The 25,983-nt window shown below is 66.6% G+C and carries 28 protein-coding genes, 1 tRNA gene and 1 pseudogene; 10 read left to right on the top strand and 20 right to left on the bottom strand.

All coding sequences use genetic code 11. The features are described from left to right. Positions 1-100 precede the first annotated feature (100 nt). Positions 101-1,786 (top strand): methyl-accepting chemotaxis protein, encoded by a 1,686-nt coding sequence (locus tag HL671_RS23750; RefSeq protein ID WP_172239218.1) that lies wholly within the window; start codon positions 101-103, stop codon positions 1,784-1,786. Between the two features lie 3 nt (positions 1,787-1,789). Here the strand turns inward: HL671_RS23750 and HL671_RS23745 are convergent, their stop codons facing one another. The 7 genes from HL671_RS23745 to ygfZ all read right to left on the bottom strand — a co-directional run bounded on the left by HL671_RS23745 (position 1,790) and on the right by ygfZ (position 7,950). Further along, a complete protein-coding gene (locus HL671_RS23745) occupies positions 1,790-4,474 on the bottom strand; it encodes a DUF2339 domain-containing protein (RefSeq protein WP_172239215.1) in 2,685 nt (894 codons plus the stop codon). A 200-nt stretch (positions 4,475-4,674) separates the two neighbouring features. Next, the gene (locus HL671_RS23740; RefSeq protein WP_012042569.1) at positions 4,675-5,181 is read right to left on the bottom strand and encodes a tyrosine phosphatase family protein; all 507 of its coding nucleotides are present in this window, start codon (positions 5,179-5,181) and stop codon (positions 4,675-4,677) included. Positions 5,182-5,314: 133 nt separating this feature from the next. Then, the gene (locus HL671_RS23735; protein ID WP_041750552.1) at positions 5,315-5,560 is read right to left on the bottom strand and encodes a hypothetical protein; all 246 of its coding nucleotides are present in this window, start codon (positions 5,558-5,560) and stop codon (positions 5,315-5,317) included. Next, positions 5,557-5,796 (bottom strand): hypothetical protein, encoded by a 240-nt coding sequence (locus tag HL671_RS23730; protein ID WP_012042570.1) that lies wholly within the window; start codon positions 5,794-5,796, stop codon positions 5,557-5,559. Before HL671_RS23730 ends, HL671_RS23735 begins: the two co-directional genes overlap by 4 nt. Positions 5,797-5,799: 3 nt before the next feature. Beyond that, positions 5,800-6,432: a YfbR-like 5'-deoxynucleotidase gene (locus tag HL671_RS23725; RefSeq protein ID WP_012042571.1), complete on the bottom strand. Its 633-nt coding sequence runs from the start codon at positions 6,430-6,432 to the stop codon at positions 5,800-5,802. Continuing rightward, on the bottom strand, positions 6,429-7,055 hold the full coding sequence (locus tag HL671_RS23720; protein ID WP_012042572.1) for a DNA-3-methyladenine glycosylase I: 627 nt from the start codon (positions 7,053-7,055) through the stop codon (positions 6,429-6,431). Before HL671_RS23720 ends, HL671_RS23725 begins: the two co-directional genes overlap by 4 nt. Positions 7,056-7,065: 10 nt before the next feature. Continuing rightward, positions 7,066-7,950, bottom strand: a complete 885-nt coding sequence (ygfZ, locus tag HL671_RS23715; RefSeq protein WP_172239212.1) for a CAF17-like 4Fe-4S cluster assembly/insertion protein YgfZ — start codon at positions 7,948-7,950, stop codon at positions 7,066-7,068. Positions 7,951-8,148: 198 nt separating this feature from the next. Between ygfZ and HL671_RS23710 the strand changes: the two genes are divergently transcribed. Further along, positions 8,149-9,483: a dihydroorotase gene (locus HL671_RS23710; protein WP_172239293.1), complete on the top strand. Its 1,335-nt coding sequence runs from the start codon at positions 8,149-8,151 to the stop codon at positions 9,481-9,483. Between the two features lie 112 nt (positions 9,484-9,595). Here HL671_RS23710 and HL671_RS23705 read toward each other — a convergent pair whose 3' ends face one another. The 5 genes from HL671_RS23705 to HL671_RS23685 all read right to left on the bottom strand — a co-directional run bounded on the left by HL671_RS23705 (position 9,596) and on the right by HL671_RS23685 (position 12,841). Further along, positions 9,596-10,120 carry a protein phosphatase CheZ gene (locus tag HL671_RS23705; protein WP_012042575.1) on the bottom strand — a complete coding sequence of 175 codons (525 nt, stop codon included), beginning with the start codon at positions 10,118-10,120 and terminating at the stop codon, positions 9,596-9,598. A gap of 728 nt (positions 10,121-10,848) precedes the next feature. Then, a complete protein-coding gene (locus HL671_RS23700; protein ID WP_012042576.1) occupies positions 10,849-11,115 on the bottom strand; it encodes a hypothetical protein in 267 nt (88 codons plus the stop codon). A 151-nt stretch (positions 11,116-11,266) separates the two neighbouring features. Continuing rightward, positions 11,267-11,665, bottom strand: a complete 399-nt coding sequence (locus HL671_RS23695; protein WP_041751373.1) for a TIGR02301 family protein — start codon at positions 11,663-11,665, stop codon at positions 11,267-11,269. A gap of 134 nt (positions 11,666-11,799) precedes the next feature. Further along, a complete protein-coding gene (locus HL671_RS23690; protein ID WP_012042578.1) occupies positions 11,800-12,219 on the bottom strand; it encodes an NUDIX hydrolase in 420 nt (139 codons plus the stop codon). A gap of 67 nt (positions 12,220-12,286) precedes the next feature. Continuing rightward, positions 12,287-12,841, bottom strand: a complete 555-nt coding sequence (locus HL671_RS23685; RefSeq protein WP_041750553.1) for a hypothetical protein — start codon at positions 12,839-12,841, stop codon at positions 12,287-12,289. Between the two features lie 62 nt (positions 12,842-12,903). On the opposite strand from HL671_RS23685, the gene HL671_RS23680 reads away from it, so the two are divergent. Further along, positions 12,904-13,674, top strand: a complete 771-nt coding sequence (locus tag HL671_RS23680; protein ID WP_083780634.1) for an SOS response-associated peptidase — start codon at positions 12,904-12,906, stop codon at positions 13,672-13,674. An 83-nt stretch (positions 13,675-13,757) separates the two neighbouring features. Here HL671_RS23680 and HL671_RS23675 read toward each other — a convergent pair whose 3' ends face one another. From HL671_RS23675 to HL671_RS23660, 4 genes are read right to left on the bottom strand one after another with little or no spacing between them, the layout of a single operon-like run. Continuing rightward, complete coding sequence (locus HL671_RS23675) at positions 13,758-14,339, bottom strand: NUDIX hydrolase (protein ID WP_012042581.1); 582 nt, start codon at positions 14,337-14,339, stop codon at positions 13,758-13,760. A 9-nt stretch (positions 14,340-14,348) separates the two neighbouring features. Continuing rightward, on the bottom strand, positions 14,349-14,804 hold the full coding sequence (locus tag HL671_RS23670; RefSeq protein ID WP_012042582.1) for a GNAT family acetyltransferase: 456 nt from the start codon (positions 14,802-14,804) through the stop codon (positions 14,349-14,351). A 15-nt stretch (positions 14,805-14,819) separates the two neighbouring features. Beyond that, the gene (locus HL671_RS23665; RefSeq protein WP_012042583.1) at positions 14,820-16,247 is read right to left on the bottom strand and encodes an FAD-binding oxidoreductase; all 1,428 of its coding nucleotides are present in this window, start codon (positions 16,245-16,247) and stop codon (positions 14,820-14,822) included. A gap of 18 nt (positions 16,248-16,265) precedes the next feature. Beyond that, positions 16,266-17,267: an L-threonylcarbamoyladenylate synthase gene (locus HL671_RS23660; protein WP_172239209.1), complete on the bottom strand. Its 1,002-nt coding sequence runs from the start codon at positions 17,265-17,267 to the stop codon at positions 16,266-16,268. Positions 17,268-17,497: 230 nt separating this feature from the next. On the opposite strand from HL671_RS23660, the gene HL671_RS23655 reads away from it, so the two are divergent. The 4 genes and pseudogenes from HL671_RS23655 to HL671_RS23640 all read left to right on the top strand — a co-directional run bounded on the left by HL671_RS23655 (position 17,498) and on the right by HL671_RS23640 (position 20,796). After that, positions 17,498-17,574: transfer RNA gene (locus HL671_RS23655), tRNA-Pro, on the top strand. A gap of 244 nt (positions 17,575-17,818) precedes the next feature. Beyond that, positions 17,819-18,325 carry a MarR family winged helix-turn-helix transcriptional regulator gene (locus HL671_RS23650; protein ID WP_012042585.1) on the top strand — a complete coding sequence of 169 codons (507 nt, stop codon included), beginning with the start codon at positions 17,819-17,821 and terminating at the stop codon, positions 18,323-18,325. 50 nt (positions 18,326-18,375) lie between these two features. Continuing rightward, a pseudogene (locus HL671_RS23645) lies at positions 18,376-20,049 on the top strand (FAD-dependent oxidoreductase). Positions 20,050-20,247: 198 nt separating this feature from the next. After that, a complete protein-coding gene (locus HL671_RS23640; protein ID WP_012042587.1) occupies positions 20,248-20,796 on the top strand; it encodes a DUF4142 domain-containing protein in 549 nt (182 codons plus the stop codon). Between the two features lie 206 nt (positions 20,797-21,002). On the opposite strand, the gene HL671_RS23635 is transcribed toward HL671_RS23640, so the two are convergent. Further along, positions 21,003-21,827 carry a Crp/Fnr family transcriptional regulator gene (locus HL671_RS23635; RefSeq protein WP_012042588.1) on the bottom strand — a complete coding sequence of 275 codons (825 nt, stop codon included), beginning with the start codon at positions 21,825-21,827 and terminating at the stop codon, positions 21,003-21,005. A 417-nt stretch (positions 21,828-22,244) separates the two neighbouring features. Between HL671_RS23635 and HL671_RS23630 the strand changes: the two genes are divergently transcribed. Together HL671_RS23630 and HL671_RS23625 are read left to right on the top strand one after the other, a co-directional pair. Further along, positions 22,245-22,517, top strand: a complete 273-nt coding sequence (locus HL671_RS23630; RefSeq protein WP_012042589.1) for a hypothetical protein — start codon at positions 22,245-22,247, stop codon at positions 22,515-22,517. Continuing rightward, positions 22,514-23,035: a GNAT family N-acetyltransferase gene (locus HL671_RS23625; RefSeq protein WP_012042590.1), complete on the top strand. Its 522-nt coding sequence runs from the start codon at positions 22,514-22,516 to the stop codon at positions 23,033-23,035. The genes HL671_RS23630 and HL671_RS23625 overlap by 4 nt, the downstream gene beginning before the upstream one ends. Before the next feature lie 62 nt (positions 23,036-23,097). On the opposite strand, the gene HL671_RS23620 is transcribed toward HL671_RS23625, so the two are convergent. From HL671_RS23620 to HL671_RS23610, 3 genes are all read right to left on the bottom strand, one after another. Next, positions 23,098-23,988: a hypothetical protein gene (locus HL671_RS23620; RefSeq protein WP_172239206.1), complete on the bottom strand. Its 891-nt coding sequence runs from the start codon at positions 23,986-23,988 to the stop codon at positions 23,098-23,100. A gap of 10 nt (positions 23,989-23,998) precedes the next feature. Then, complete coding sequence (locus tag HL671_RS23615; protein ID WP_172239068.1) at positions 23,999-24,178, bottom strand: hypothetical protein; 180 nt, start codon at positions 24,176-24,178, stop codon at positions 23,999-24,001. A gap of 196 nt (positions 24,179-24,374) precedes the next feature. After that, a complete protein-coding gene (locus HL671_RS23610) occupies positions 24,375-24,620 on the bottom strand; it encodes a DUF3551 domain-containing protein (protein ID WP_012042593.1) in 246 nt (81 codons plus the stop codon). Positions 24,621-24,880: 260 nt separating this feature from the next. On the opposite strand from HL671_RS23610, the gene HL671_RS23605 reads away from it, so the two are divergent. Further along, positions 24,881-25,939 (top strand): YihY/virulence factor BrkB family protein, encoded by a 1,059-nt coding sequence (locus tag HL671_RS23605; protein WP_012042594.1) that lies wholly within the window; start codon positions 24,881-24,883, stop codon positions 25,937-25,939. Positions 25,940-25,983: the final 44 nt, after the last annotated feature.

Here is a 25,983-nt window from a genome sequence, read left to right as displayed (position 1 = left end):
TTGTCCGTTTCGCAGCGGCGCGCCGGGCGCCGCAACACTGCTGTCGGCCGTGCAGATGCGATCGGCCGTGCGAGACGTTTTTCGCGGAGGATCAACGGACGTGTCCAAGCTTTCCATTCGCCTCAAGATCATTGCCGTCATCGCACTCCTCCTCGTGGTGATGTCCGGCATGGGCGTGCTGGCGCTGCGCAGCATGCAGGGCATCAACGCACGAACGGTCGACATCTCCACCAACTGGCTGCCGAGCGTGCGGGTGCTCGGCAACCTGCGCGCCGACATCAACGTCTACCGGCTCACGCTGCGCGCCCACGTGATGGCGCTGACCCCGGAGGCGAAAGCCAACAACGACAAGCGCATTGCCGATGTGTTCGACAAGGTGAAGAAGGACATCAAGGCCTATCAGCCGCTGATCTCGACGGCCGAGGAGCGCAGCATCTACGAATCCTGGACGCGCGCTTGGGACAAATACACCGCCGAGGCCGAGAAAGTGCTCGAGGTCTCGCGCAAGAGCATCGGCAAGCTGCCCGACGACGTCGATGCGCTGTTCAAGCCCGCCGGCGCGGCGGCGGCCGCGCAGGAGGAGATTCTCACCAAGGCGATCGACTATAACGACAAGGGCGCGGAGACGGCCACGCGCGACGCGGCCGACAGCTACAATGTCACCTTCTGGGTCGTGACCTCCATCATTCTCGGGGCTCTCGCAGCCGGCGTCGGCGTCGGTTTCTATCTCGTGCACGACGTCTCCTCCGGCATCGCCTCGATCATCAAGCCGATGCAGGCGCTCGGCGAGGGCGATCTCGCGGCCGAGGTGCCGCACCGCGGTGAGCCGACCGAAATGGGCGCGATGGCCGACACCCTGCAGGTGTTCAAGGAGGCGCTGATCGCGAAGCGAGAGGCCGATGCGCTCGCCGCGCGCGACGCCGAGGCCAAGATCGAGCGCGGCCGTCGCGTCGACAACCTCACCCGCCAGTTCGAGAATACGATCGGTGAGATCGTGCAGACAGTGTCCTCGGCGTCCACCGAGCTCGAGCATTCCGCCGGCGCGCTGTCGTCGACGGCGACACGCTCGCAGCAGATCTCGACCCAGGTCGCAGCCGCCTCGGAGGAAGCCTCGACCAATGTGCAATCGGTCGCCTCGGCCACCGAGGAGCTGTCATCATCGATCACCGAGATCAGCCGCCAGGTGCAGGAATCGGCGCGCATGGCGCAGGAGGCCGTCTCGCAGGCACGCCAGACCAACGATCGCGTCGGCGAATTGTCGAAGGCCGCGGCCCGCATCGGCGACGTCGTGGAGCTGATCAACTCTATCGCCGGGCAGACCAACCTGCTGGCGCTGAACGCCACGATCGAGGCGGCACGCGCCGGCGAGGCCGGCCGCGGCTTCGCGGTGGTCGCCTCCGAAGTGAAGGCGCTGGCCGAGCAGACCGCGAAGGCGACCGACGAGATCGGCCAGCAGATCGGCAGCATCCAGGCTGCGACTCAGGAATCTGTCGGCGCCATCCGCGACATCTCGGGCACCATCGAGCGGCTGTCGGAAATCTCCTCGGCGATCGCCGCTGCCGTGGAAGAGCAGGGCGCGGCGACCCAGGAGATCGCGCGCAACGTCCAGCAGGCCTCGCACGGCACGCAGCAGGTGTCGTCCAACGTGGTCGACGTGCAGCGGGGCGCGGCGGAGACCGGCCAGGCGTCGACGCATGTGCTCGATGCCGCGAAGTCGCTGGCCTCCGACAGCGATCGTCTGAAGCGTGAGGTGGCGAGCTTCCTCCAGTCGGTGCGCGCAGCGTGAGGTCTACGCCACCGGCGCAGCAGGCGGAGCCTGCTGCTGCCGGCGGAACAGCACCTTCTGGTACAGCCAGCCGATGGCGACCAGCACGAGGCCAAGGCCGATGAACGACAGCGCGCGCCAGACCCCGGTGAGCGCCGACATGTCGACCAGGAAGGCCTTCAGGATCGTCAGCGCGATCACGATCGCCGACGCAAGGCGGGCGCGCTGCGACTGCACGATGACGCCGATCCCGAGCAGCGCCACGCCGAGGATGAGCCAGACGATCGAGTAGGTGTACTGCTCGGCCGCGCTGGTCGGCCCGCTGGTCAGGTCGGGACCGTGATAGATCCGGCGGATCTCGAGGCTCACATAGGACAGCGCCAGGATCAGCGCGCCGGCTGCGAGCGTATTCCCGTAGGCCGGGGGGCGGCGCCCCGCCACCGCATAAGACAGCAGCAGCATCAGCACCGCCGGGAACGCGTAGGCCAGGATGAGGATGTTGAGCAGGCCGCCTTGGATCGTGACGTCCGAGATCATTGGATTCTCGAGCAGCAGCAATCCGAAGAGGGTGGCGCCCCCGGCAAAGCCGGTCAGGATCACAGCGCTGACATTGTGAACCACGCTGCCGCTCTGCGCGCGCAGCCGCTCCAGCCCGATCGCCAGCGCCAGCGCGACGCAGACATCCAGCCCGATCTCCGCGAGCGAGGGCACCGCCAGCATGTCGCCGTCATTGACCGCGTGGCGGATCTCCAGAAAGGCGAGCAGGGTGGTGAACAGGATCGCGGCGGCCTCGACGGCGCGCAGCGGCGCGTCGTCGCCATAGCGGCGCATCAGATAGCTCGCGCCCCAGAACGACGCCGCTGGCACGCCATAGCCCCAGAGCAGCCAGTTCAGGATCGGCGTGGTGCCGACATCGGCGCCGACAATCCGCGGGTCGTAGCCGATGCGGAGCACCACGAGCCCGGCAAAGGCCGCGGCCAGGATGCGCAGGAATGGGATCGGCCGGTGCTCGAAGATCCAGGCGGTGCCAAGCGACATCAGGGCGAGCGCGATCGTCAGCCAGCCCTTCTCCAGCGCAAAGGTCAGCGCCAGCGCCAGCGCGCCCAGCGTGCCGGTCGCGAACAAGGCGATCGAGAAACTGAGGCCGGGCCGCTCCTCCCGCCGGGTCAGCGCCTCGGTCGCCACGGCCAGGGTTGCTGCGAGCACCACCGCCAGAATCGCGAACGGAATGGAGCGATCGAGATGGGCGATGCGCGCGTACAGGGCGACCAGCAGTGCGAGCGGTGTGAACACGCCGGCCGCCGACCACACCACCGGCACAACGGCATTCTCCGAGCGCCCCTGCGCCAGGAAACCGGCGGCGCCGAAGCCGATCGCGAAGATCGCCGCCGTCACCAGATGCCACGACACCGACGCCCCGAGCGGGTTCGGTCCCATCGAGGGCAGCGCGCCGCCGGGCAGCACCAGGAGGTCGGGATTGTCGCGCAGCGCCCATTCGGCGAACACCAGGAACACCGTGGCGGCCGCCGCGCCGACTGCGCCGCTCGCGCTCGGAGCGCGCCAGGCCACCGCGAGCGTCGCCGCGACCAGCACCGTGAAGCCGATCAGCGCGAGGCCATCATGGAAGCTCGCCAGCACGACCAGCATCGCGCCCAGCAGGTAGACGGCCAGCGCGGCTGATGAAATCGGCTCGGCGTCGTCGTTCTCGGCGGCCGGTCCGAACACGAAGCCGCAGACGACGATCAGCGCCGCCAGCGCAAAGCCGGCGATGACGTGGAACACGTGCGGCGCGACGGTCTCGATGCCCATGTCGAGCCCGGGCAGCGTCCACAGGAACGACAGCCCGATGGAGGTCATCGCGAGCCAGCGCCACAGCCGCACGCGGGCCAGCGCGAAAGCGGCGGCCGTGACGATGGCGAGATAGATATACAGCGCCCAATAGTTCGGCTCGCCGGTCGACACCAGCACCGGTGTCGTGAACGCCGCGACGAGGCCGAGCCCAGCCAGCGCCGGACCATGCAGGAGCGCGGCCGCCAGCGTACCCAGCGCCACCAGGCCGAGCAGCACGAAGGCGAAGGCGGGCGGCAGGAACCCGTACAGCGCATAGGCCGCGTAGACGGTGGCGAAGGCCACCGCGGTGCCGGCGGCGGTCAGGATCGCCGGAATATTGGCGATCGGCAGCGCGGCGATCTGCGAGATGCTTTCCTTGCGCCTGGTCCACTCGCCGGCGGCGAGCAGCGCGGCGGCGAACAGCGCGCCCAGCGCGACGCGCACCTCGGGGCCGACCAGGCCGGCCTCGATCGAATAGCGCACCATGAAGAAGCCGCCGAGGGCGAGCGTCAGCCCGCCGATCCACACCACCCAGCGGGTGCCGATGCGCTCCTCGAAGCCGGCCACCGGCTGGGGCAGCGGCGGCACGGCCGGGGGGCCGGGGTCGGCCGTCTGGTCCGCCGTGACGGCTGCGGGCTGCAAAGCGGGCTCCGTCACCTCCGGCAGTGGCGGCGGCACCGCCGGGGCTGTGGCGGGCTCCTGCAGCGGGCTCAGCGGCGGTGCGCCGGGGACCGCCGGTGCGATCCCAATCGGGCGTGCAGCCTCCAGCTTGGCCAGCCGGGCCTGCACCTCGGCCAAGCGATCGGAGGTCTTGCGGGCGAAGGCGAGCGCCGCAAACGCGACCAGCAGTGCAATCCAGTCCAGGGGCCAATCGAACATCACGCCGAGGAGTCCTTATTGATCAGTGGCGCCCGCCGGCGTCGTGGAAAGGCAACAGGGCCGGTCGGCCCGCGATGGCGCAGCTGGTCGCCGGGCGGCACGCGCGGGCCGCCACGATGGCTGCAGTTCCTTGAGTGTCAAACGGCGGAGTTGAAGTTCAAGCGAGGTGGCAGGCTACCCGGCGCGCCGTCGCGACCGGCTCACTCCAGATCGATCCGAAACGGCACGCTGTCGACCATCATGGCGCCGGGGCCGATCGCATCCAGCGCCCGGACCATGCGGCCGTCGCGGCCGAGCGCCTTGTCGGCGAGGCTGACGATCAGCCGATTGGGCGAGGCGATCGGGGAGGCGGCCCGGATCGCCTGGGCGATCTGCAACTCGTCGCGATGCGGATTGAGCGCGCAGGCGGCCGCGAAGGCGCTCGCGGTGGAGCGGCTGATGCCGGCATAGCAGTGGATGACCAGCGGCGCAGCCCGATCCCAGCCGCGGACGAAATCCAGCACCTGCGTGACATGCTCCTCGCAGGGCGCCACGAAGCCCGCGAGCTGCTCGGTGATGTCGTCGACCGAGACCCTGAGGTGGTTCTCGGGCCGGATCGTCTCCGGCCGTTGCACCTGCTCGACATTGGCCATGATCGTCAGCACATGGCTGGCGCCGGTGAGGCGCACCGTTTCGGGCAAGGCGGCAAGCGAGCAGACGTGGATCATATCGGGCCTTTGAAAGCCCGATTATACGATCGCGGGCCCGCACACAAAAGCGGCTTTCGGGGGGCTGCGGCGTCGATCGTGCCAAGCGCGGGTTGGACCGCGGCCGGCGCCTCGGGGGCGCAGAGATGGCGGCTCAGCGGCTGTTCTTGAACTGCCGCAGCTCCTGGCGGGCGAGGTGGGCCTTGCCTTCGATCTCGGCATTGATCCGGTCGAGCCGGTCCACCAGACTGTCGCGCAGCCCGTCGCGCCGGGACGGCGGCTGCACCGGACGCTCGACGGCCGGTTCGGCCCACGGCCGACGCAGGACAATCGCGTAGAGCCACACCATCGCGGCCACCGCGAGCGGCATGCTCAGAGCATAGATCTGACCGGTCGTCATCGGAGCCCTCCAAGGACCCATTGTCCTCCCAAATGTAGGAGCAAACCGGCACCGAAGCAAATCGGGGCGGACACATAGACCAGCGTCGGATCGGTATTTTGCGGCAGGAAGCCGTAGACTTCCTGCCCGATCGGCACGAAAACGCCGACCGAGACGATCGCGGTGGCGAGCGTATTGGCCCAGTTGGCCAGCAGTTTCAGCCGCTCGTTGTGGCGCTCATCCGGCGTCAACGGCATGGCTCAATTCCCCGAATGGGTTGCGTCCCCGAGCACCAGATTGAAGCGGGTCAGGAACCGCTTCTCGGCCTTGGCCGCGCTCCACGGCGTCAGATAATCCATGACCGTGGCCTCGGGGAGGCCGGGATCGCGGCCGAACAGCTTCTTCGCCTCGGTCTCGGCGAAGCCGGCGAGCCTCGTCGCCTCCAGGAAGGCGGCGCCGCGATCGGCGGCCTTGATCTGGCGCTCGATCTCGGGCGCGAGCTCCGCCGGCAGGCCGAAGCGGATGTGGATCGCGCCGAGCAGCCGCTTCTCGACGCTCTTGTAGCTGCCGCCCAGCACCGCCTTGAACGGCGAGATCATGTCGCCGATGACGTATTCCGGCGCGTCGTGCAGCAGCGCCGCGAGCCGCAGCCTCGCATCGATGTTCGGCTTGCGCGCGCGCATCACCGTCTCGACCAGCAGCGTGTGCTGCGCGACCGAGAAGATGTGCGCGCCCGAGGTCTGGCCGTTCCAGCGCGCCACGCGCGCCAGCCCGTGGGCGATGTCGGTGATCTCGACGTCGAGAGGCGAGGGGTCGATGAGGTTGAGCCGCCGGCCGGACAGCATGCGCTGCCAGACGCGGTCCTGCCCGTTCGGGGCGGTCTTGGTGGTCATTTGATCTTGAGGCGCGGGGCGCGGCGCTTGCCGCTGCAGGTCTCGTGGCAGAAGCAGGTGACGAGATGGTCGTTGACCATGCCGGTCGCCTGCATGAAGGCGTAGACGATCGTGGGTCCGACGAATTTGAAGCCGCGCGAGGCCAGCTCCTTCGACATCTTGACCGACAGCGGCGTCGAGGCCGGCACGCTCGCGGTGGTCTTGAACGCGTTGACCTTCGGCGTGCCGTCCATGAAGTCCCACAGGAACTTCGAGAAGCCGTCGCTCTCCTCCTGGATCTTCAGCCAGGATCTGGCGCTGAGAATCGCGCCCTCGATCTTGGCGCGGTTGCGCACGATGCCGGCATCGTTCATCAGCGCGTGGATCTTCTTGTCGGAATAGCGCGCGATCTTGTCCGGCTGGAAGTCGTCGAAGGCGCGGCGGAAATTGTCGCGCTTGCGCAGGATCGTGATCCACGACAGCCCGGCCTGGAAGCCGTCGAGGATCAGTTTCTCATAGAGAGCGCGGTCGTCATATTCCGGCACGCCCCACTCGGTGTCGTGATAGGCGACATAGAGCGGGTCGCTGCCCGGCCAGGGGCAGCGGGTCAGACCATCCGGATGGACGACAGCGGCGCGACCCATCTCGATGCGCTCAGGCGACCGTCTGCTTCGGCGCGCCCTGCAGGGCCTCGAGATCCGCAACACGCAAGGTGAGCCCGCCCGCCGTCAGCGGCGTGCCGGCTTCCATCGCCTCGGTGGCGCGGTCGATGCGCAGCAGCGCCATGCCTTTCTGCTGCGACGCCGAGCCCATGGTGCCGACACTCTTCTCGCCGGCGAGGATCGGCGTGCCGGGCTCGGGGCTCGGCCCGTCGAGCAGCACCTTGGCCGTCCGCGTCCGCGTGGTGCCGCGATGATGCATGCGGCTCACGACCTCCTGGCCGACATAGCAGCCCTTGCCAATGTCGACGCCGTGCAGCCGGTCCATGTTGGTCTCGTGCGGGAAGGCATCGCCATACATGAAGTCGAGCCCGCCGCGCGGCACCGCGCAGTCGATGCGATGCGCTTCATAGGCGTCGGCCGTCACGACCTCGGCGCCGAGCCCTCCGGCGATGTCCTGAAGCGCTCCCTGTGACGCAATGACGCGCGCGCCGAGGCTCTCGTGACGCGGATCGGTGAAGCTCGGCTCCGGCGTGGCGCCTACGGCGCCGTCCCAGACCGCGATCACGCCGAGCTGGTCGGAGAGATTGCTGACCGCGACCTTGGCGCGGAGCTTGTAGACGTTGAGCTTGTCGGTGAGCGCCTGCGCCAGCGCGCGGGGAACGTCGAGCAGGAAGCGCTCGCCGCCGTTGGTCGCCGGCACCTGGGTGACCAGGAAATCGACGATGATCTTGCCCTGCGGCGTCAGCAGCGCGCCGAATCGGGCCTCGCCCGGATGCAGCTTGCTGACGTCGGTGGTGAAGAGCCCGTTGAGGAACTTGCGTGCATCGTCGCCGCTGACCTGGACCACGCCCCGGTCGTCGAGAAACGTCGCTTTCATTCGAAAAACCTCTTGCGACAGGCCGCACTGAAACGTAAGCCGCCCTGGCATAAACCACAAGGCTGAAACGCCCCCACGCGGTGGCTTCATTCTAAAGATCAAGGCGGGCGCTGCCGTACAGGCCAGTAAATGGGCAGGCGCGCAGCATGATCGATCTGTCTTGGGGTGGTGAGGAGAATGAAATCCTATGAGGGCTTCATGAGCGCGCGCTTCGACGTGATTCTGAAATCCGGCACCGTGGTCAATCAGGATGGCGAGGGCGTCCGCGACATCGGCATTTCAGCCGGCCGCATCGTCGAGATCGGCGATCTCGGCACGGCTTCCGCCGCCGAGATCATCGACTGCAAAGGCCTGCACGTGCTGCCCGGCGTGATCGACACCCAGGTACATTTCCGCGAGCCTGGCCTCACGCACAAGGAAGATCTCGAGACCGGCTCGCGCAGCGCCGTGATGGGCGGCGTCACCGCCGTGTTCGAGATGCCCAACACCAATCCGCTGACGGTGACCGAGGAGGCGTTCACGGCAAAGGTCGAAGCGGGCCGGCATCGCATGCATTGCGACTTCGCCTTCTTCATCGGCGGCACCCGCGAGAATGTCGAGCAACTGCCGGTGCTGGAGCGCGCCGAAGGCTGTGCGGGTGTGAAAGTGTTCGTCGGCTCCTCCACCGGATCGCTGCTGGTCGAGGACGATGACAGCCTGCGCCGCATCTTCCAGGTGATCCGCCGCCGCGCCGCGTTCCATGCCGAGGACGAATACCGCCTCAACGAGCGGAAGGGCCTGCGCGTCGAGAACGATCCGCGCTCGCATCCGGTGTGGCGCGACGAGGAGGCGGCGCTGCGCGCCACGCAACGCCTCGTCAATCTCGCGCACGAGACCGGCAAGCGCATCCACGTGCTGCACATCTCGACCAAGGAAGAGATCGTGTATTTGCGCGACCACAAGGACGTCGCCACCGTCGAGGCGACGCCGCATCACCTCACCTTGGCGGCGCCCGAGTGCTACGAGCGGCTCGGCACCTACGCGCAGATGAATCCGCCGGTGCGCTCGGCCGACCATCGCGACGTGATCTGGTGGGGCGTGCATCAAGGCATCGTCGACATCCTGGGCTCCGACCACGCCCCGCACACGGCCGAGGAGAAGGCCAAGACCTATCCCGCTTCGCCGTCCGGCATGACCGGCGTGCAGACGCTGGTGCCGATCATGCTCGACCATGTCAACGCCGGCCGGCTGTCGCTGCAGCGCTTCGTCGACCTCACCAGCGCCGGCCCCGCCCGCATCTACAACATCGCCCGCAAGGGCCGCATCGCCGCCGGCTATGACGCCGATCTGACGATCGTCGATCTCAAGCGCAGCGAAACCATCACCAACAAATGGGTCGTCTCGAAAGCCGGCTGGACGCCCTATGACGGCGTGCGCGTGACGGGCTGGCCGGTCGGCACGTTCGTGCGCGGCCAGCGCGTGATGTGGCAAGGTGAACTGCTGACGCCGTCGACGGGCGAACCGGTGCGGTTCATGGAGACGCTGCGGCCATAGTGGCGCTGCGCGTTAATTTGCTCCGTCATTGGGAGCGCGCGCTCTGACGCAGAGCGGGCGTCACGCTTCCCATGACCAGCGTCTGATCGTTGGCTGCGCTAATAGGGGCAGTTCACCCGAACAGCTTGTCGATGTCGTCCTGGGAGATCGCCACGCCCGGTCGCTTCGGGCCTTCCAGCAAGTCCGGCGTCGTGCTCTTTGGGGCAGCAAGCTCGGCGGCCACCCGCGCCAGTTCCTCTTTGCCCCAGATGCGGACCAGCTTGTTGATGTGGTCCTCCATGAACTTCAGCGACTTGACCACGCGCGTGATCCGCTGCCCGGTGAGGTCCTGAAACGCGCAAGCCTCGAACACCTTGTTGGTGCTGTCGACGATCTCGTCGCAGACCGCTGCGGTCTTCGGGTCCTTGACGTCCTGCAGCTTCCCGACGCTGGCGCTGATCGCCTCCATGCTCTCGAGGATCGCGTTGCCGGCGACTTCCGTATTTTCCACGATCGCGTCGAGGGTGTCGGTCATCGACGCGAAGCTGCCCTTGCCGTCGCCTTGAAGAGCCGCGAGTTCGCGCCGCATGCTGCTAATCTGGCCGAACATCTCGACCAGGTAAGTTTTCAGCAACCTTTCTTCTTCCGGCGCAATCATCAGAAATCCCCGACTATTCTTTCAACGTTTCCTTGATGGAGGCTTCACGAGACAGTTGCAAACTCCGGCCTGCTCGTCTGCGATGGATATTCCGATTTCGATGCGGCGGTGACCAGGTCGCAGCACGGTGATCGAGATCGAGCGGGACCTCGAAACAGTGCTTCGTCATCGTAGCTGAACATTACCTAATTATTTGTCTGTGACGGTGCCCGTTCCGGGCAATTGTCGTTAGCTCGATGGTTCCGCCTTCGAAGGGGACGTGAAGGCCGTTCCTATATTTTGCGCCGCGAAATGAGTTGATCGGCTCCGCCCAGCCCGTCGGACGAATCAGCGTGCGATTTGTTTGTCAGGCGGACGCTCTCGGCCGCGGCAACGCCAGAAGGCGAAGCCGGCCTGGATCAGCGCGTTTGAGACGTGGGGTGGGCAAGGCAGCCGCCCGCAGGGCGGTCGCGGGCCCACCGTCGAGAGGCAGGCTCGGAGCACGATGGTGGGCACGGCGCGCGCGACAGCGTCGCATCAAACCATCAACATGGGCGCGCCTTTGCCCAGCCGACGCATCGCGACTCATGATGAGCGCTGAGGCCGGGGCTCGCAGATGTTGCCTCAGCCACTGCTGTTATCACCGCGAAAGCAGGGATCCCGTACTCACAGGCAGTCGTGATGAACCGAGAGGTCACGGCGTACCGGATGCCGGCTTTCGCTGGCATGACGGCTGTTTTGGAGCCGTCTTACTGCGTTGCCCGCGACAGCGAGAATTCGCCGTTGCGGACGCGCTCCGGCATGCCTTCGACGAAGGTCGCCACGGCGTCCTCGCCATAGGTGCTGACGAGCTCGGCGAGCGCGGCAAACAGGCTGGCCTGCGCCAGGCAGTCGCCATCGACGCCGTCATGGCGCGCTTCCGCCCAGGCTTCGTTGAGGTAGCTGAGCGCGGCCTGCTTCTGCTCATGGTCGGGCAAGGCGGCGGGAAGGACGCTGAAGGTGACGGGATAGCTCATTGAATTCAGTCTGGCGGGGCCGCAAGGCGCGTGGAATTCCGAGCGCGGGCGCGCCGGACGAATGAGGTTTACCACGCAGGGCGCGGACGCCTAGGCCAGTTCTTTAGGAAAGGTTAACAAGGTTAACACAATCGTGGATAACGCGATCGGCTCAGTTGGCGTAGCGCGCCGTGAGATCGCGCGAAATCTTCGAGCCTTCGTCGATATAGCGCCGGATCGCGACCATCGCCGCCGGCGTGCAGGTCCGGTAGGTCTGCTGGAAGCCGTTATAGCCGCGGTTGAAGCCGGCGATCATGCGGGCGCGGCGGTCCCCCGCCGGCGTCTCCGCGTCGATCAGCGCCTGCATCTGGTTGCGCCATTTGGCGCCTTCATTGCTGCCGCAGATGCCGCGAAGGTAATGCAGGGTGCCGAGGATCTCGGCCAGACGCTGCAGATCGCCATCGAACGGCGCAGCCGCGTCCTGTGCGCGCGCCGGGACGGCGGCGCAAGCCGCGGCGAGCATCAGGAGGGCGAACAGGCGCTTGGCGAAGATCGGAAACACCGGGGTCATATGCCTCTGTGCGATGGCGGACGCAAGGCGGGCCTGGAGCATGATCCGGAGACGGGGAAACCGGTTTTCCGAAACGACCATGCTCCGACAAAGAGGAAAGATCATGATGCGTTTCCGTCGAAACGCATCATGATCTAGAGCAGCGCCCGGGCGGCGGCAATGACCTCGGGCAGTCCGTCGGTGAGCTGCAGGCCGTCCAGGGCCGTGGGAACGCGCCACTGGGCGTCGTCCAGCTCATGGTTGAGCCGGGGCTCGCCTTCCTCCCAGTGCGCGGCGAATGGCAGGATGACGTAATGGCCGCCGCTCCCCGCAGGCGGCAACACCTCGCGCCAGCCGGCGAGGCCGATGACGGCGATCCTGAGCCCTGTCTCCTCCAGGACCTCGCGCGCGACAGCCTCGTGCAGGCTTTCGCCGAATTCCACCCGGCCCCCCGGCAAGGTATAGACGCCCCGGGCGGGGGACCGTGCCCGGCGCACCAGCAGGATCTTGCCCTGCCGGAAGATTGCGGCGCTGACGGCGAGCTGGGGATGGCGCGGAGGTGCTGGGTCGTTCATCGCAAGGCGGCTCCAGGAGGGGGCACCGTAACGTGAAGACCGTCGCTCCGCAGCTCCGTTCTGCGGATCAGAAGCTCGCCATGATGGCGTCGACGGCGTCGACCTCATCGACTTCCGCCACCGGTTCCGGATCGAACTCGATGTCGCCATTGATGATGCCGCCGGCCTGCGACACCAACGGCTTGACCCAGCCTGCGGCCTGCTCGGCAAGCTTGGCCTTGGTGGCGTCCTGCTTGGCCTCGCGCATGGCGCTGCCGACCGCCAGCAGGATGTCGGTCATGGTCTTCGTGATATGGTCGAATTTGTCGCGAATTGACGGATCGGCCTGCTCATAGGCCTCGATGACGAGATCTCGGGCCTTGAAATTGGTGTGCGTGAAGTGTTCTGGATAGGTCAGCGGCGACCACGCCAGAAAATCCTCGGCGCATTCCGGAATGTCGGGAATCATTTCGAGCAGCATCACGGCTTCGTTGAAATGATTCAGATAGTCGGTGGCGAGGCCGGTGCGTGGGTTGATGTTGGCAGCACGCAGGATCGCGGCGCGCGCCGGATCAATGGCGCTGCCCGCCGGTCGTTGGGTCGTGCGATCGGAAGGCACGGATTGGGTCGCCGCTGCAGTCATCGGCTGCAGTGTTCGCAACCGGAGTTAAAAGGTGCTGAACACACGACGATTTGAGTGAGATTATGTGTGGACGTTTCGTGATCACTTCACCTCCGGCAGCGCTCCGGCAAATCTTCGGCTACGAGGAGCAACCGAACTTTCCGCCGCGCCACAACATCGCGCCAACGCAGCCGATTCCCGTAATTTTGCTGGATCAGGACATCAGGCATTTTCGCCTGATGCGCTGGGGCTTCATGCCGGCGTGGGTCAAGGATCCCCGTAGTTTCACGCTCCTGATCAATGCGCGTTCGGAGACCGTACGCGAGAAGCCCGCGTTCAAGAATGCGATACGGCGGCGGCGCGTTCTTGTGCCCGCCGATGGATATTACGAGTGGCAACTGATCGATGGTCGCAAGCGGCCATTCTTCATTCATCGTCGTGATCGCGCGCCGCTGGGGTTTGCGGCGCTCGCGGAAACCTGGATGGGACCCAATGGCGAGGAGGTCGATACGGTCGCGATCGTCACCGCGGCGGCAAGTTCCGATCTCGCGGCGTTGCATCACCGTGTTCCCGTGACGATCAGGCCGAACGATTTCTCGCTCTGGCTCGACTGCCGCGCGGATGATGCCGACGACGTGATGCATCTGATGGTCGCGCCCGAATTGGGCGAGTTCGCCTGGTACGAGGTGTCGACGCGCGTCAACGCGGTCGCCAACGACGATGAGCAATTATTGCTGCCGATGACCGACGAGATGCGCGCCGCTGAAGACGCGCAGCGCAAACCGGCAAAGAAGGTTGTGTCTAGAAAAAATACAACCTCTGCCGCCGATGATGGGCAGGGGAGCCTGTTCTGAGGCGGATGCATTGTGGACCACTGGGTCCTCCGCTGTCGCGGAGGAGCAGAGCGTAGACCATCACGTCCAGACCGGGATGCGGCCTATGTGAAGATCCTCAGCGCCGCGTGCTGCAGCAGCATGATCGTCTTGGCGTCCTGGATGCGGCCATCGGTGATCATCGCCAGCGCGTCGTCGAGGGCAAGCTCCAGCACCTCGATCTCCTCGCCCTCATGCGCCAGCCCGCCGCCGGCGCTCACGCGCATCTGCGGCTCGTAGGCGGCGACGAAGAAGTGGATCTTCTCGGTGACGACGCCCGGACTCATGAACGCCTCGAACACGAATTGCACGTCGTGCAGCCGGAACCCGGTTTCCTCCTCGGCCTCGAGGCGGATGCGCTCCTCCGGCGAGGCATCATCGAGCAGCCCCGCGGCGGCCTCGATGAGGAGATCGTCGTAGCCGTTGACGAAGGCGGGGTAGCGGAACTGCTTGACCAGGATCACGCTGCGCTGGGCGAGATTGTAGGGCAGGATCGCCGCCGCATTGCCGCGGTCGAACACGTCGCGGCTCTGCATCTGCCAGCTGCCGTCGTCGCGTCGCCATTCGAACTTGGTTGAAGTCAGCGTACCATAGTGATCGGAGAGCACGCGCGTCTCGTGCACGCGGATGCGGTTCGAGATGCTCATGCTGAACCTCTATTTCATTCCGGGAGTCGGCGGGCGGCCGTCGAGCCATTTCGAGAACACCACGCTGTCCTGCACCGCATAATCGAGCGTCTGGTAGAACGCCTGCACCTTCGTATTGTCGCCGCGCACCATCAGCATCAGCTTGGCGATGCCGCGGGCGCGCAGCCAGTCCTCAGCGGCAGCCATGATGGCGCGGCCCAGGTCGCGGCCGCGATGATCGGGATCGACGCTGACGTAATAGACCCAGCCGCGATGGCCGTCATGGCCGACCATCGCGGACGCCGCGATGGCGCCGCCGACGCGGCCGACCAGGACGGTGGCATTGTCGCCGCGGCGGGCGAGCGCGATGTCGGCAGCCGGATCGTTCCACGGCCGCGTCAGCCCGCAGCGCTGCCACAGCGCGATGATGGCGGGCACGTCGGCATCGGTGATGTCGGAGATCACGAGAAGAGGGGCGGTGTCCATGAGTGCGCTGAGACCCTAGAGAACCTTGCCGGGGTTCATGATCCCCAGCGGATCGAACTGCGCCTTGATGGCGCGCATCAGCGCGATCGCAGTCGGATCCTTGACGTCCGGCAACTCGTCGCGCTTGAGCACGCCGATGCCGTGCTCGGCGGAGATCGAGCCGCCCATCCGCAGCACGATTTCGAACACGACCGCATTCACCTCGTGCCAGCGCGCGAGATAATCGGCGGTGTCGGCGCCGATCGGCTGGCTGACATTGTAGTGGATGTTGCCGTCGCCGAGATGGCCGAACGGCACCGGACGCGCGCCGGGCACCGTCTTGACGACAGCCTCATTAGCCTCGGCGATGAAGGCCGGCACCGCCGCGACGGGGACCGAGATGTCGTGCTTGATCGAGCCGCCCTCCGGCTTCTGCGCCCAGGAGATGTCCTCGCGCAGCTTCCAGAACGCCATGCGTTGGGCGAGGTTGTCGGCGATGACGGCGTCGTCGACGATGCCGGATTCGAAGCCCTGCTCGAGGATGCTCTCGAGCGTCGCGCGGGCATCGTCACGCGACGACGATAGTTCCATCAGGACGAACCATGGATGCGGGCTGGACAGCGGCGCACGGTTGCCCGCGACATGGCGAATCGAGAAGTCGAGCGCGATCTGGGCGATCAGCTCGAAGCTGGTCAGGCTGCCCGCGGCCTCGGCTTGCGCGATCGCAAGCAGCTTGAGCGCATCCTCCGGCGATTTCAGCCCGACAAACGCGGTCTCGATCGCGCGCGGCTTCGGAAACAGCTTCAGGCTCGCCGCGGTGATGATGCCGAGCGTGCCCTCGGCGCCGATGAAGAGGTTGCGCAGGTCGTAGCCGGTGTTGTCCTTCTTGAGCTTGGAGAGCGCGTTGAGCACGCGCCCGTCCGCCAGCACGACCTCCAGCCCGAGCGCCATCTCGCGCGCCACGCCATAGGCGAGCGCGGCGGTGCCGCCGGCATTGGTGGAGAGATTGCCGCCGATGGTGCAGCTGCCCTCGGCGCCGAGCGACAGCGGGAACAGCCGGTCCACCTCCGCGGCCTTCTGCTGCGCCACCTGCAGCACGACGCCGGCCTCGGCGATCATCGTGTTCGACGCGGTGTCGACATCGCGAATCTTGTCCATGCGCTTCAAGGACACCACGACCTCGCCATTGTGTGGCGTCTGGCCGCCGACCAGACCGGTGTTGCCGCCCTGCGGCACCAGCGCGATGCGATGTTCGCTGGCGAGCCGGCAGATCGCCGCGACCTCGGCGGTCGAGCCCGGGCGCAGCACCAACGGCGAGCGGCCGTGGAACAGGTTGCGCTCCTCGGTGACGTAAGGCGCGACGTCGGTCTCCGTTGTCAGCGCCTGGCGCTCGCCGACGATGGCGGCGAATTGCGCGATCAGTTCGGGGGACAGCGGCGGCAAAGCTGGCTGGCTGATGTTCATCGTGGGTCGTTTCCAGTGTTATCGCGGCGCGGCGGCGCGGCGCAGCCGGTCGTTGATGGCCTCGCCCAGCCCGTCATCCGGGATCGGCATCACGGCGATGCTGCGCGCCCCCTTGGCGTCGAGGCTGCGAAGATAGCCGAAAAGATGCGTCGCCGCCTCCGCCGGATCGCCGGACGGCGACAGGTTCAGCATGGCCGCGGCGTCGGCCGCCCCGGGGATCGCCACCGGGCCGAACGCGAGCAGCGCTTCGTCCGGCGCGACCTCCGTCGCGGCGAGGCGCACCGCAGCGCGCGGGGCGTAATGCGAGGCGAGCATGCCCGGCGCCAGCGGCTGCTCGGAGGCCTGCGCCTCGGCGGCGGCAGCTCGGGCCAAAGGGCGGCCGAGCACCGCCTCGATCGCCTCGCGCGGGACGCCGCCCGGGCGCAGCAAAGTGGGTTCGTCAAAGCAGCCGATGATGGTCGATTCGACGCCGACCTCGACCGCGCCGCCATCCAGGATCAGGTCGATCCGGCCGTCCAGGTCCGCCGCGACATGCGCCGCCATGGTCGGTGACACATGTCCGGAGATGTTGGCCGAGGGCGCCACCACGGCGCCGCCGAAGGCCGCGAGCAGCGCGCGCGCAACCGGATGCGCGGGCACGCGAATCGCAACTGTATCGAGCCCGGCCGTGGCGAGATCGGCCACCGGACACCCCTCCGCCTGCGGCAGCACCAGGGTCAGCGGTCCGGGCCAGAACGCCTGGGCGAGGCGTTCCGCAACGGCATCGAAGCGGCCGATCCGGCGCGCCGCGGCGACGTCGGCCACATGGGCGATCAAAGGATTGAAGGCCGGCCGGCCCTTGGCCTGGTAGAGCCGGGTGACCGCCGCGGCGTTGCTCGCATCGGCGCCGAGCCCATAGACGGTCTCGGTCGGGAACGCCACCAGCCCGCCACGCGCGAACACGGCCGCGGCGGCGGCGATTCCGGTCGCGTCGGCGGGCAGGATCCTGGTCTCGATCGCGATGGTCTCGGGCGCGGGCATCAAGGGAGCTGGATGATGGTGATTTTGCTGTCCGGCTATAGCGGGCGGAGCGGTTCGAATGAAGCGCGCAAATGCGGCGCTGGGCTGCGCCCGCGCCAGGTCCTTCCCTCAAAGTCTCGACGCCTCAAGCAGTTAACCCATCGTCCTGACATCGGCAATTTCGATGCGATTTCCTGCCTCGTGTGCCTTGCGGAGATGGAAACCCGAGGCTATAAGCCGGCTTCCCAAGTCGGAGCGTGGCTCAGCCCGGTAGAGCACTGCGTTCGGGACGCAGGGGTCGCAGGTTCGAATCCTGCCGCTCCGACCATTCTTTCAGGCACAAGCGTTTTGCTATCCCGGTGCCTCGATCTTTCCCGCGATCAGATCGGTTCTCGTCCAGCGCCGCGGCGACGTGCCTGTGCGCGCGGATTGCGGAATTTGCCAAGTCCTGGTCCGAGCTTGATGTGCGAGGCCGGTCCGGCGCGGCCGTATGATTCTCGCGGATTTTCCGACCGTATGATCTTTCGCTGCTACGCTGAACCCGCGCGGCGATGAAACAAGGTGATCCCGAGATGACGGCGCGACATTCACCGAAGGCACGTCCGGCCAAGCCGACGGCGGCCGCATGGCGTCACGCCAATGTCGGCCGGCTGCTCAACAATGCGGTGCGCCGGTTCGAGTCGCGGGTTCTCGAACTCATGGCGGCCAGCGGTCACGGCGCGACGCGCATCGCCCATGTCAGCCTCACCCGCAATCTCGACGTCGACGGCACGCGGCTGACCGAGCTTGCGCGCCGCGCCTCGATGAGCAAGCAGGCGATGGGCGAGCTGGTCGACCAATGCGCGGAGCTCGGGCTGGTCGCGCGCGAGGTCGATCCGCAGGACGGGCGTGCGCGCATCGTGCGCTTCACGCCGGCCGGCATGAAATGGCTTCAGGCATTCGGCGATGCCGTCGACGTGGCCGAGGCGGAGATGCGCAAGGAGCTCGGCAAGGCAGCGATGGAAGCGATCGTCGAGGGCCTGTCGGCCTATGGTGCGCGCTTCGATACGCTGGGTCCGTCAGATAGTCAGGTTACTTGACTATTTGACCGGACGCTGTAGCGTCCCTTGAACACCAGGGGAACAGCGCCGTGGCGCCACGATCGACCACCTCCGTCCTGATCGTGGGCGGCGGGCCCTGCGGGTTGATGCTCGCCAACGAGCTCGGCCGCCGCGGCGTGTCCACCATTCTGATCGATGAGAAGCCGGGCACGGCTTTCAACCCCCAGGCCAATGCGACCCAGGCGCGAACGATGGAGCACTACCGCCGGCTCGGTTTCGCCGACGAGATCCGACGCGCCGGCCTGCCGTCCGGCTATCCGACCGACGTTGCCTATTTCACCCGCTACGCGACCTATGAGCTCGCGCGATTCCAGCTGCCGTCGGCCGCGCGCGCCACCAAGTTGGTCAAGGAGCTGTCCGGGTCGTGGAGCGCGGCCGAGTTGCCACATCGCGTGTCGCAGAAATTTGTCGAGGCGATCCTGCGCAGGCACGCGGCGCAGCTCCCGGGCGTTCAGCTGCATTACGGTCATCGATTGATCGGCTATCGGGCCGACGAGGACGGCATCGTAGCGGAGGTCGAACGCCTCGGTGACCGCGCGCGCTTCGAGATCTGCGCATCCTTCGTGGTGGGAGCCGACGGTCCGCGTTCGACGGTCCGTCAATCCCTGGGCATCTCCTATGGCGGCACCACCGGCGTGTAACGTGATTTCATGGGCGGCCGCATGCTCGCGGTCTATGTCCGCTCGCCCGAATTCTACGCAAGCGTTCCGCATGCCCGCGCCTGGATGTATGTCTGCTTCAACGGCGATCGCCGGGCGTTCATGGCTGCCGTGAACGGGCACGACGAGTTCGCCTTCCATACCCAGTTGCGGCCGGGCGAGGATGAGAGCGCAATCACTTCGGCCGATGCGCGAGCGGCGTTTCAGCGCGCATGCGGCGCGGCCATTCCGTGCGAGGTGCTCTCGCATCTGACCTGGACCGCAGGCCACGCGCTCGTTGCCGAGAGCATGCAGCGCGGCCGGGTGTTTCTCGGTGGCGACGCCGCGCACCTGTTCACGCCGACCGGCGGGCTCGGCTACAACACTGCGATCGAGGACGCGGTCAATCTCGGCTGGAAGCTCGCCAGCGTCGTCAAGGGCGTCAGTCCGCTGCGGCTGCTCGACAGCTACCAAGCCGAGCGCCGTCCGCTGGCGTTGCGGAACACTGACTACGCGCGACGCTTCGCCGACTCGCTCGGCCTGTTCGCGGCCGCGCCCGAGATCGAAGACGCGACGGATGCGGGAGCCGAGGCGCGCCGCAGCGCCGGCGTCTATCTTGATCAGCATGCGCGCGCCGAGTTCAACATCCCCGGTATCACCTTCGGCGGCCGCTACGATGGCTCGCCGATCATTGTCTCCGACGGCTCTGTGCCGCCCCCCGATGCAGCCAATGTCTATGTGCCGAGCGCCTGTCCAGGGGGCCGCGCACCGCACGTCTGGCTGCAGCACGACGTGTCGCTGTACGATCGCTTCGGCTTTGAATGGACGCTGCTGAGGTTCGAAGGCTGCGACGTCGACGAGGATCGGCTGCATGACGACGCGAGGTCGCTTCGCGCTGAGTTGACGATCGTGACCTTGCCGCGCGCCTTGCGCGAGCTCTATGAAGCCGATCTCGCCTTGATCCGTCCCGATCAGGTCGTGGCTTGGCGTGGCAGCGCGGCGCAGGCCGATCAGTTCGGGCGCGTGCTGGCGCTGGCCCTCGGGCAAGATGTGACCGCTCGCTGAAGCGCCCGCGGTCGCCGCGCGCTGCCCGCCGACGCGAGCAAGGCAGAACGTCCCAGCCACGCTGTTCGGCGGGAACCCGAGTGCCGCCGGGCTCGCCGACCCCCCTGGAGAGCGGCGGCCGACACGATCCTAGGAACCATCGCAGGCTCCGACTCTTGCCGTGGCGACGATACGGCTCTCAACCCTCGGAGATCGACGATGACCAGACTGATCGGCGCTCATCAGAAGCGAATCATCCAGACCGCACTGGCCGCCTGCGCCACGACCCTGCTCGTGGCTTCGGGCGCGACCGCTGCGCCGAAAGGACAATCGGCCGCCAAGGACCAGCACTTCATGACCGAAGCGATCGAAGGCGATCTCGCCGAGGTGAACATGGGCAAGCTGGCGCAGCAGAAGGGCCAGAGCGACCAGGTCAAGCAGTTCGGGCAGGCGCTGCAGCAGGACCATGGGGATCATCTGCAGAAGGCGCAGCAATTGGCGCAACAGAACGGCATCACGGTGCCGTCGGAACCGAACAAGCAGCAATTGGCGATCTATAACCGGCTGGACGCGCTCCAGGGCAACCGTTTCGACCAGGCCTTTGCCAAGGCCATGGTTCGCGATCACGAGAAGGACATCGCGAAATACAAGAAGGAAGCTGCAGCGAAATCGCCGCTGTCGGATTTCGCCCAGCAGACCGTGCCGGTTCTGCAGAAGCATCTGGACATGGCGAGATCGCTGGCCTCCGGCAAGAGCAGCGGCAGCTGACGCCGCGTTGTCGCGAGAGCCCAATTGTCGCTGCTCGGCGGAAGCTGCGGACGCCAGCCGAGCAGCATGAAGCTGCGCGTCTGGCTGCCGGAGCCGTCGTAGACGGTATGGCCCGTCGCTGTTGAAGATGCGGGCGACCATGATGTCGAGGTGATACCCGCCAAGGGAGTCGACCATCCGCGTCTCTGCAGGCGCGCTGGCCCGCGTCATAGCAGGCGCGTGGGCGATCGTGTCAACATGGCCGCTTGCTGCAACTCGAGCGGGGGATCGGACGCCTGCCGCGGAGCCGAATGCGTCTCCAGCACCGGCAGCCGGCGGAGCATGAGATAATCGGCGTTGAAGTCCGCCAGCCGCACGAGGCCCGCCCAGTCGGTCACCGCGATCGTGCGTGAATGCCAATGCAGCAGCGCGCGGCGCCGCAGCTCCTGAATGGTGCGATTGGCATGAACCGGTGAGATGCCGCAGATTGCGGCCAGATCGGGTTGGGTGAAGGGAGATGGAAAGCGCAGATCGCGGCCGAGGCCGACGGCGCGCAGCCGCACTGTGATCTCGCAGATCAGATGTGCGACGCGGCTCAGGGAATCCCGGCTGCCGAGGTTGGTGAGCCATGTTCGCAGCGTCGCGGTCTCCGCAAGCGACGTCAGCGTCAAGGCATGGGCGAGGCGCGCCGACTGTGCCTTCGCTTCGCGAAAGAACGCATGCGGCACGAACGCGGCCACGACCGGGCTCAGCGTGCACAGCGTGGCCGTCACGGCAGGCGAGACCATGGTGTACAGGTTCGGCACATCGCCGGGAACGTAGATGGAGGTGATCTGGCCGGCCCCGGCGTCGGTGTCCTTCCAGCACACATAGCCCTGCAGGAGAACACAGCAGACGGAGGGTTCGTCGTTCTTGCGCCAAATGTCATGATGCGAGGCGAAGCTCCGGATCGAGCTGGGCATTCGCGCCAGCAATTCCAGATCGTCGCCCGACAGTTCTATCAGGCTCGTCAGCCGGTCGGCCAACTTGGTCAACGCAAAACCTGCCTGCATCCCGCGCCCATCCTCGGTCCATCGGTTGCGGAGAATCTTGCGCCCGGAATTGATCTCAACATTCGCAAGTTCATATTGTTCCTCTGCGCGGGACGGGCAGGACGTTCCTTCACCGGAAACCTTCGCGGCCGCGCGCGCGTCGGACGCTGCTGTATTCCAGGCCACGCGAGATCAAGCCGGATCAGGTTCACGACCCATCATGGGATCGCGGCCGCTGTGTCTGGTGGAAGCATTGGGAGGTTGCGACAAGAGTCATGTCAGGTCCCATCTAAGCAGGTCGTGACCCAGCTTGCCGAGCGCCGCCACCACCACGAGGCCGCCGAGGAGGACATGCCGGTGCCGGGCCGGGCTGACCGCGTTGCGGAGCGGTCTTCAGCTTGCTAACGTCGCGTGGTTTGGGCCGAATGAGAGGCGCTGGTGACGGAGACGGAAAAGGCCGAGCAGGTGGTGGCGGCGCTGAGGTCGGCGCAGGCTGCGGCTCCGGATGCTGCATTGCAGATGTTGAATGGGTTGATGGGGCTGGTGCGGAGCCCCAGCGACGCGCAGCCGTTCGAGACCGAAGAGGCCCGGTCGTCGGCCTTCCTGTCGATCTGCGAGGTCGGCAAGGCGCTGCACCGGGGATTGCCGACCGATGCGCTTTGGCCGGCGGCGGTGTCGGCCAGCGAGCGATGGCTGTCGCTCGCCAGATGAGCGCACGTCAAGCCAACGTGGCTGGCTCGAACTGGCGTGCCATGACTGTCGACGACCTCGCCAGTGTCGATGTGATTGCAGCCCGGGTGCATCCCTCTTATCCCGAAGACCACGCCGTGTTTGCTGAGCGTTTGCGTCTGCATGCTACGGGATGCCGCGTGCTGATGACGGGCGGCGAGATCGCCGGCTATGTGATCAGCCATCCGTGGCATCTGGGCGAGCCACCGGCATTGAACGCCTTGCTCGGCGGTCTCCCCGAAGCGGCTGCGACCTATTACGTCCACGATCTGGCGCTGCTGCCGGATGCCCGCGGCAGCGGTGCCGCGTCCTGGATCGTTGCGCAGCTGGTTCGGCATGCACGCGATCTCAACCTGCCGTCGCTCTCGCTGGTCGCGGTCAACGGCTCGACGCCGTTCTGGACGAAGCAGGGGTTTGCGGCGATGGCAGCCGAGAACTGCGACAGCAAGCTCGCGAGCTATGGCGCGGATGCGCATCTGATGCGACGTCTGCTCAGTTGAGCAGCTCGCCCTCCATGCGCGAATAACGGCCCGGTCATCGACCGGGCCGTTATCGTCGAGGCTTATTCCGGCATCGACGCCGGGCGACGCCACATGTCGCGCCGCCGGCTGAAGCGGTTGGCGTGCAGCATCCAGCCGGTGACCGGCTTGCCGTCGCGATGCCGCCCGCCGCTTTCCGCGCCCATCCATGCCGCCACCACGCCCAGCAGCAGCGCGGTTGCCACGGAGAAGGCGAGGATGGTCGTGCTCGCGCGTGAACGTGACAGCGCCGATTTCGCGTTCGCGATCGTCGTGTCGACGCGACGATCGGCGTCAGGACCGGCAAGCCCGGTCGTCGCGCCGACGAGTTGGACCAGATAGTTGCGATCGTCGGCGCTGACGCCGCTGTGGCTCGACGCCGTCAACAGGATCCGGCCGGCTTCGCTGCGCGCCAGCGCGAGGTCAGGGCTCGGTGCTCGCCGTGCGGCCCGGAACAGATGGTCGATCTCGTAGCTCAGCACCGACGGCTCATTGACCGTCTGCGGCGAGCTCAACGGATTCGGCCTGCTGGCCGCCGAGGCAACCATGGCCGCCAGCACGGTGCCGAGCACGACCGCCAGCGCCCAGGACGCGACGCCATGCAGTCCGTCACGCTTCTCGGTCTCGTCGCTCTCGGCGAGATCATAGGGCGCGCGCACGCGTCCGGCGACGTAGCCGCCACAGCCGAAGCTGACGAGGGCCTGCAGCACGAGGTAGAGGCCGGAGAGCAGCCACAGCGCCACGGAGGCGTCGCGCCAGGTCGGCGCCGTGGAGCTGACCCCGAGCCCCACCGTCATCGCGAAGCTGACCAGGATCGACGAGACGGCACCGGCGGTGAGAGCGCCTGCAATGACCGGGGTCCATTGCAGCGTCCAGCGGTCGGCAGCCGCGCGCCCGATGGGTGCCGCGGCGATCGGCGTGGTTTCCATGCTCATGGCCTTGGTCTCAGCGCAGGCCGAAGAACGACAGAATGGCCATGATGACCACGATCAAGCCGACGAGGTAAATCAGTCCGTCCATGGTGTCCTCCTCCGTTTGGATCCGTTGCCCTATAAGCTGTGGCGACGGGCAATGTTCCGATTGCGATGGCCGGCGAACGGAGGAGGGGATGCGGCCATGCAGCATCGACCTGCGCCTGAGCAGAGAGCCTTTGTCCGAACGTCGAGGAGGTCGGTGGTCCTGCCGCAATGCGGCGGACGGAGCTTCACGATCGCTTCAGTCGGTGCGATCAAAGGGGCATCCGAGGAGCGGCGACCCAGCCGCCGCACCCCTACACATCAAGCGAGTCCTAGAAGCGGTGCCGGAGGCCGGGGAGCCGCGTTCAATAGCGGGGATAGTAGCCGCCACGCTGGCGGGCGTAGGCATAGGCCGGGTTGATCCCGCAGCCGGCACTGGTGCCGGACGCGGCCGCCTGGCACTGCTGATAGGTGGCGAACTGACAATTGCCGGGATAGCCCCAGCTTCGACCCTGCAGACAATAGCGGTCCTGCGCGGCGGACGCGGGCGAGATCGCGGCGAAACCCGCCAGGACGGCGGCGGACAGCGAAGCAAATAGCAGGCGGCGCATCGAATTATCCTTGCGTTGAAAGGTGCATTTGCAACGCGGGGCTGTGCAAGCGCGTTCCTCACGCACAACATTAACTGTTATCGCCAGCTCACGTCCACACTTAACGCATCAAGCGTGCGGGCGCTCCGGCTCCGCTCCGGAACAATCGCGGACTCGCTCGGTTGCTTCCCGGCAACAGCGGATGCTCTCCCATGTTCGGTCGATCGAAGAAGTCTAAGGACGCACATCAGGAGACGCCGAATGTGCTCGGCATGCGCAGCATGCGCGGACCGAGCACCGGGGGCATGCTGGCGCTGCTCGGCCTGGCGTTTCTGATCCAGTATTTCGAGCAGCGTTCCGAAGAGATGCGTGGCCAGAGATCAAGCACCGCATTGGGGGATGACCGAGGCCGGCTCGCCAACGCGCCGTCCGAGATTCCGGCGCGAGGGTGGAAGGACGTCCTGTATCGGGTCTATCAGAACATCACCGAGCACAGGATCGTGGCGCTGGCGGCGGGGATGACGTTCTATACGCTGCTGGCCATCTTTCCGGCGCTGGCGGCGCTGGTCGCGATCTATGGCCTGTTTTCCGATCCGGCCAGGATCACCGGGCATCTGGAGCAGCTGCAGGGGCTGCTGCCGGGCGGCGCCATCGATATTGCGCGCGATCAGCTCACGCGGGTCTCCGCCAAAGGCAGCCAGGCCCTCGGTCTGACATTCGGGATCAGCCTGGCGATTTCATTGTGGAGCGCCAATGCCGCCATGAAGTCGCTGTTCGACACGCTCAACGTGGTCTATCGCGAGCCGGAGACGCGCGGCTTCTTCAAGCTCAACGCGATCTCGCTGCTGTTCACCGGCGGCGCGATCCTGTTCGCGCTGGTGGCGATCGGCGCCATCGTCGTGGTCCCGGTGGTGCTGCATTCTATGGGCCTGTCGGATGCCGCCGATCTCCTGCTGCGCATCGGCCGCTGGCCCGCGATCTTCGTCTGCGTGTCGCTCGGGCTCGCGCTGATCTACCGCTACGGGCCGGATCGCGAGGAGCCGAAATGGCGCTGGATCAGCTGGGGCAGTGCGCTGGCGGCGGCGCTGTGGCTCGGAGGATCGGCGCTGTTCTCCTGGTATGCGGCGAATTTCGGCAGCTTCAACGCCACCTACGGCTCGCTCGGCGCGGCGATCGGCTTCATGACCTGGATCTGGATCTCGGCCATCGTGATCCTGATCGGCGGTGAGCTCGACGCCGAACTGGAGCATCAGACCCTGCGCGACACCACCACCGGCCCGGAGAAGCCGCTCGGCGCGCGCGGCGCCACCATGGCCGACACGGTCGGCCATTCCACCTGATCTATCCGAGCCCCCCACATGCGACCCGGCTGCTCCCGCCGACG

The sequence above is a fragment of the Bradyrhizobium denitrificans genome (assembly GCF_013179005.1).
GTDB lineage: Bacteria > Pseudomonadota > Alphaproteobacteria > Rhizobiales > Xanthobacteraceae > Bradyrhizobium > Bradyrhizobium denitrificans.
Note: the sequence above shows the minus strand (reverse complement) of the source record. Positions and strands in the feature narration are given on the sequence as shown.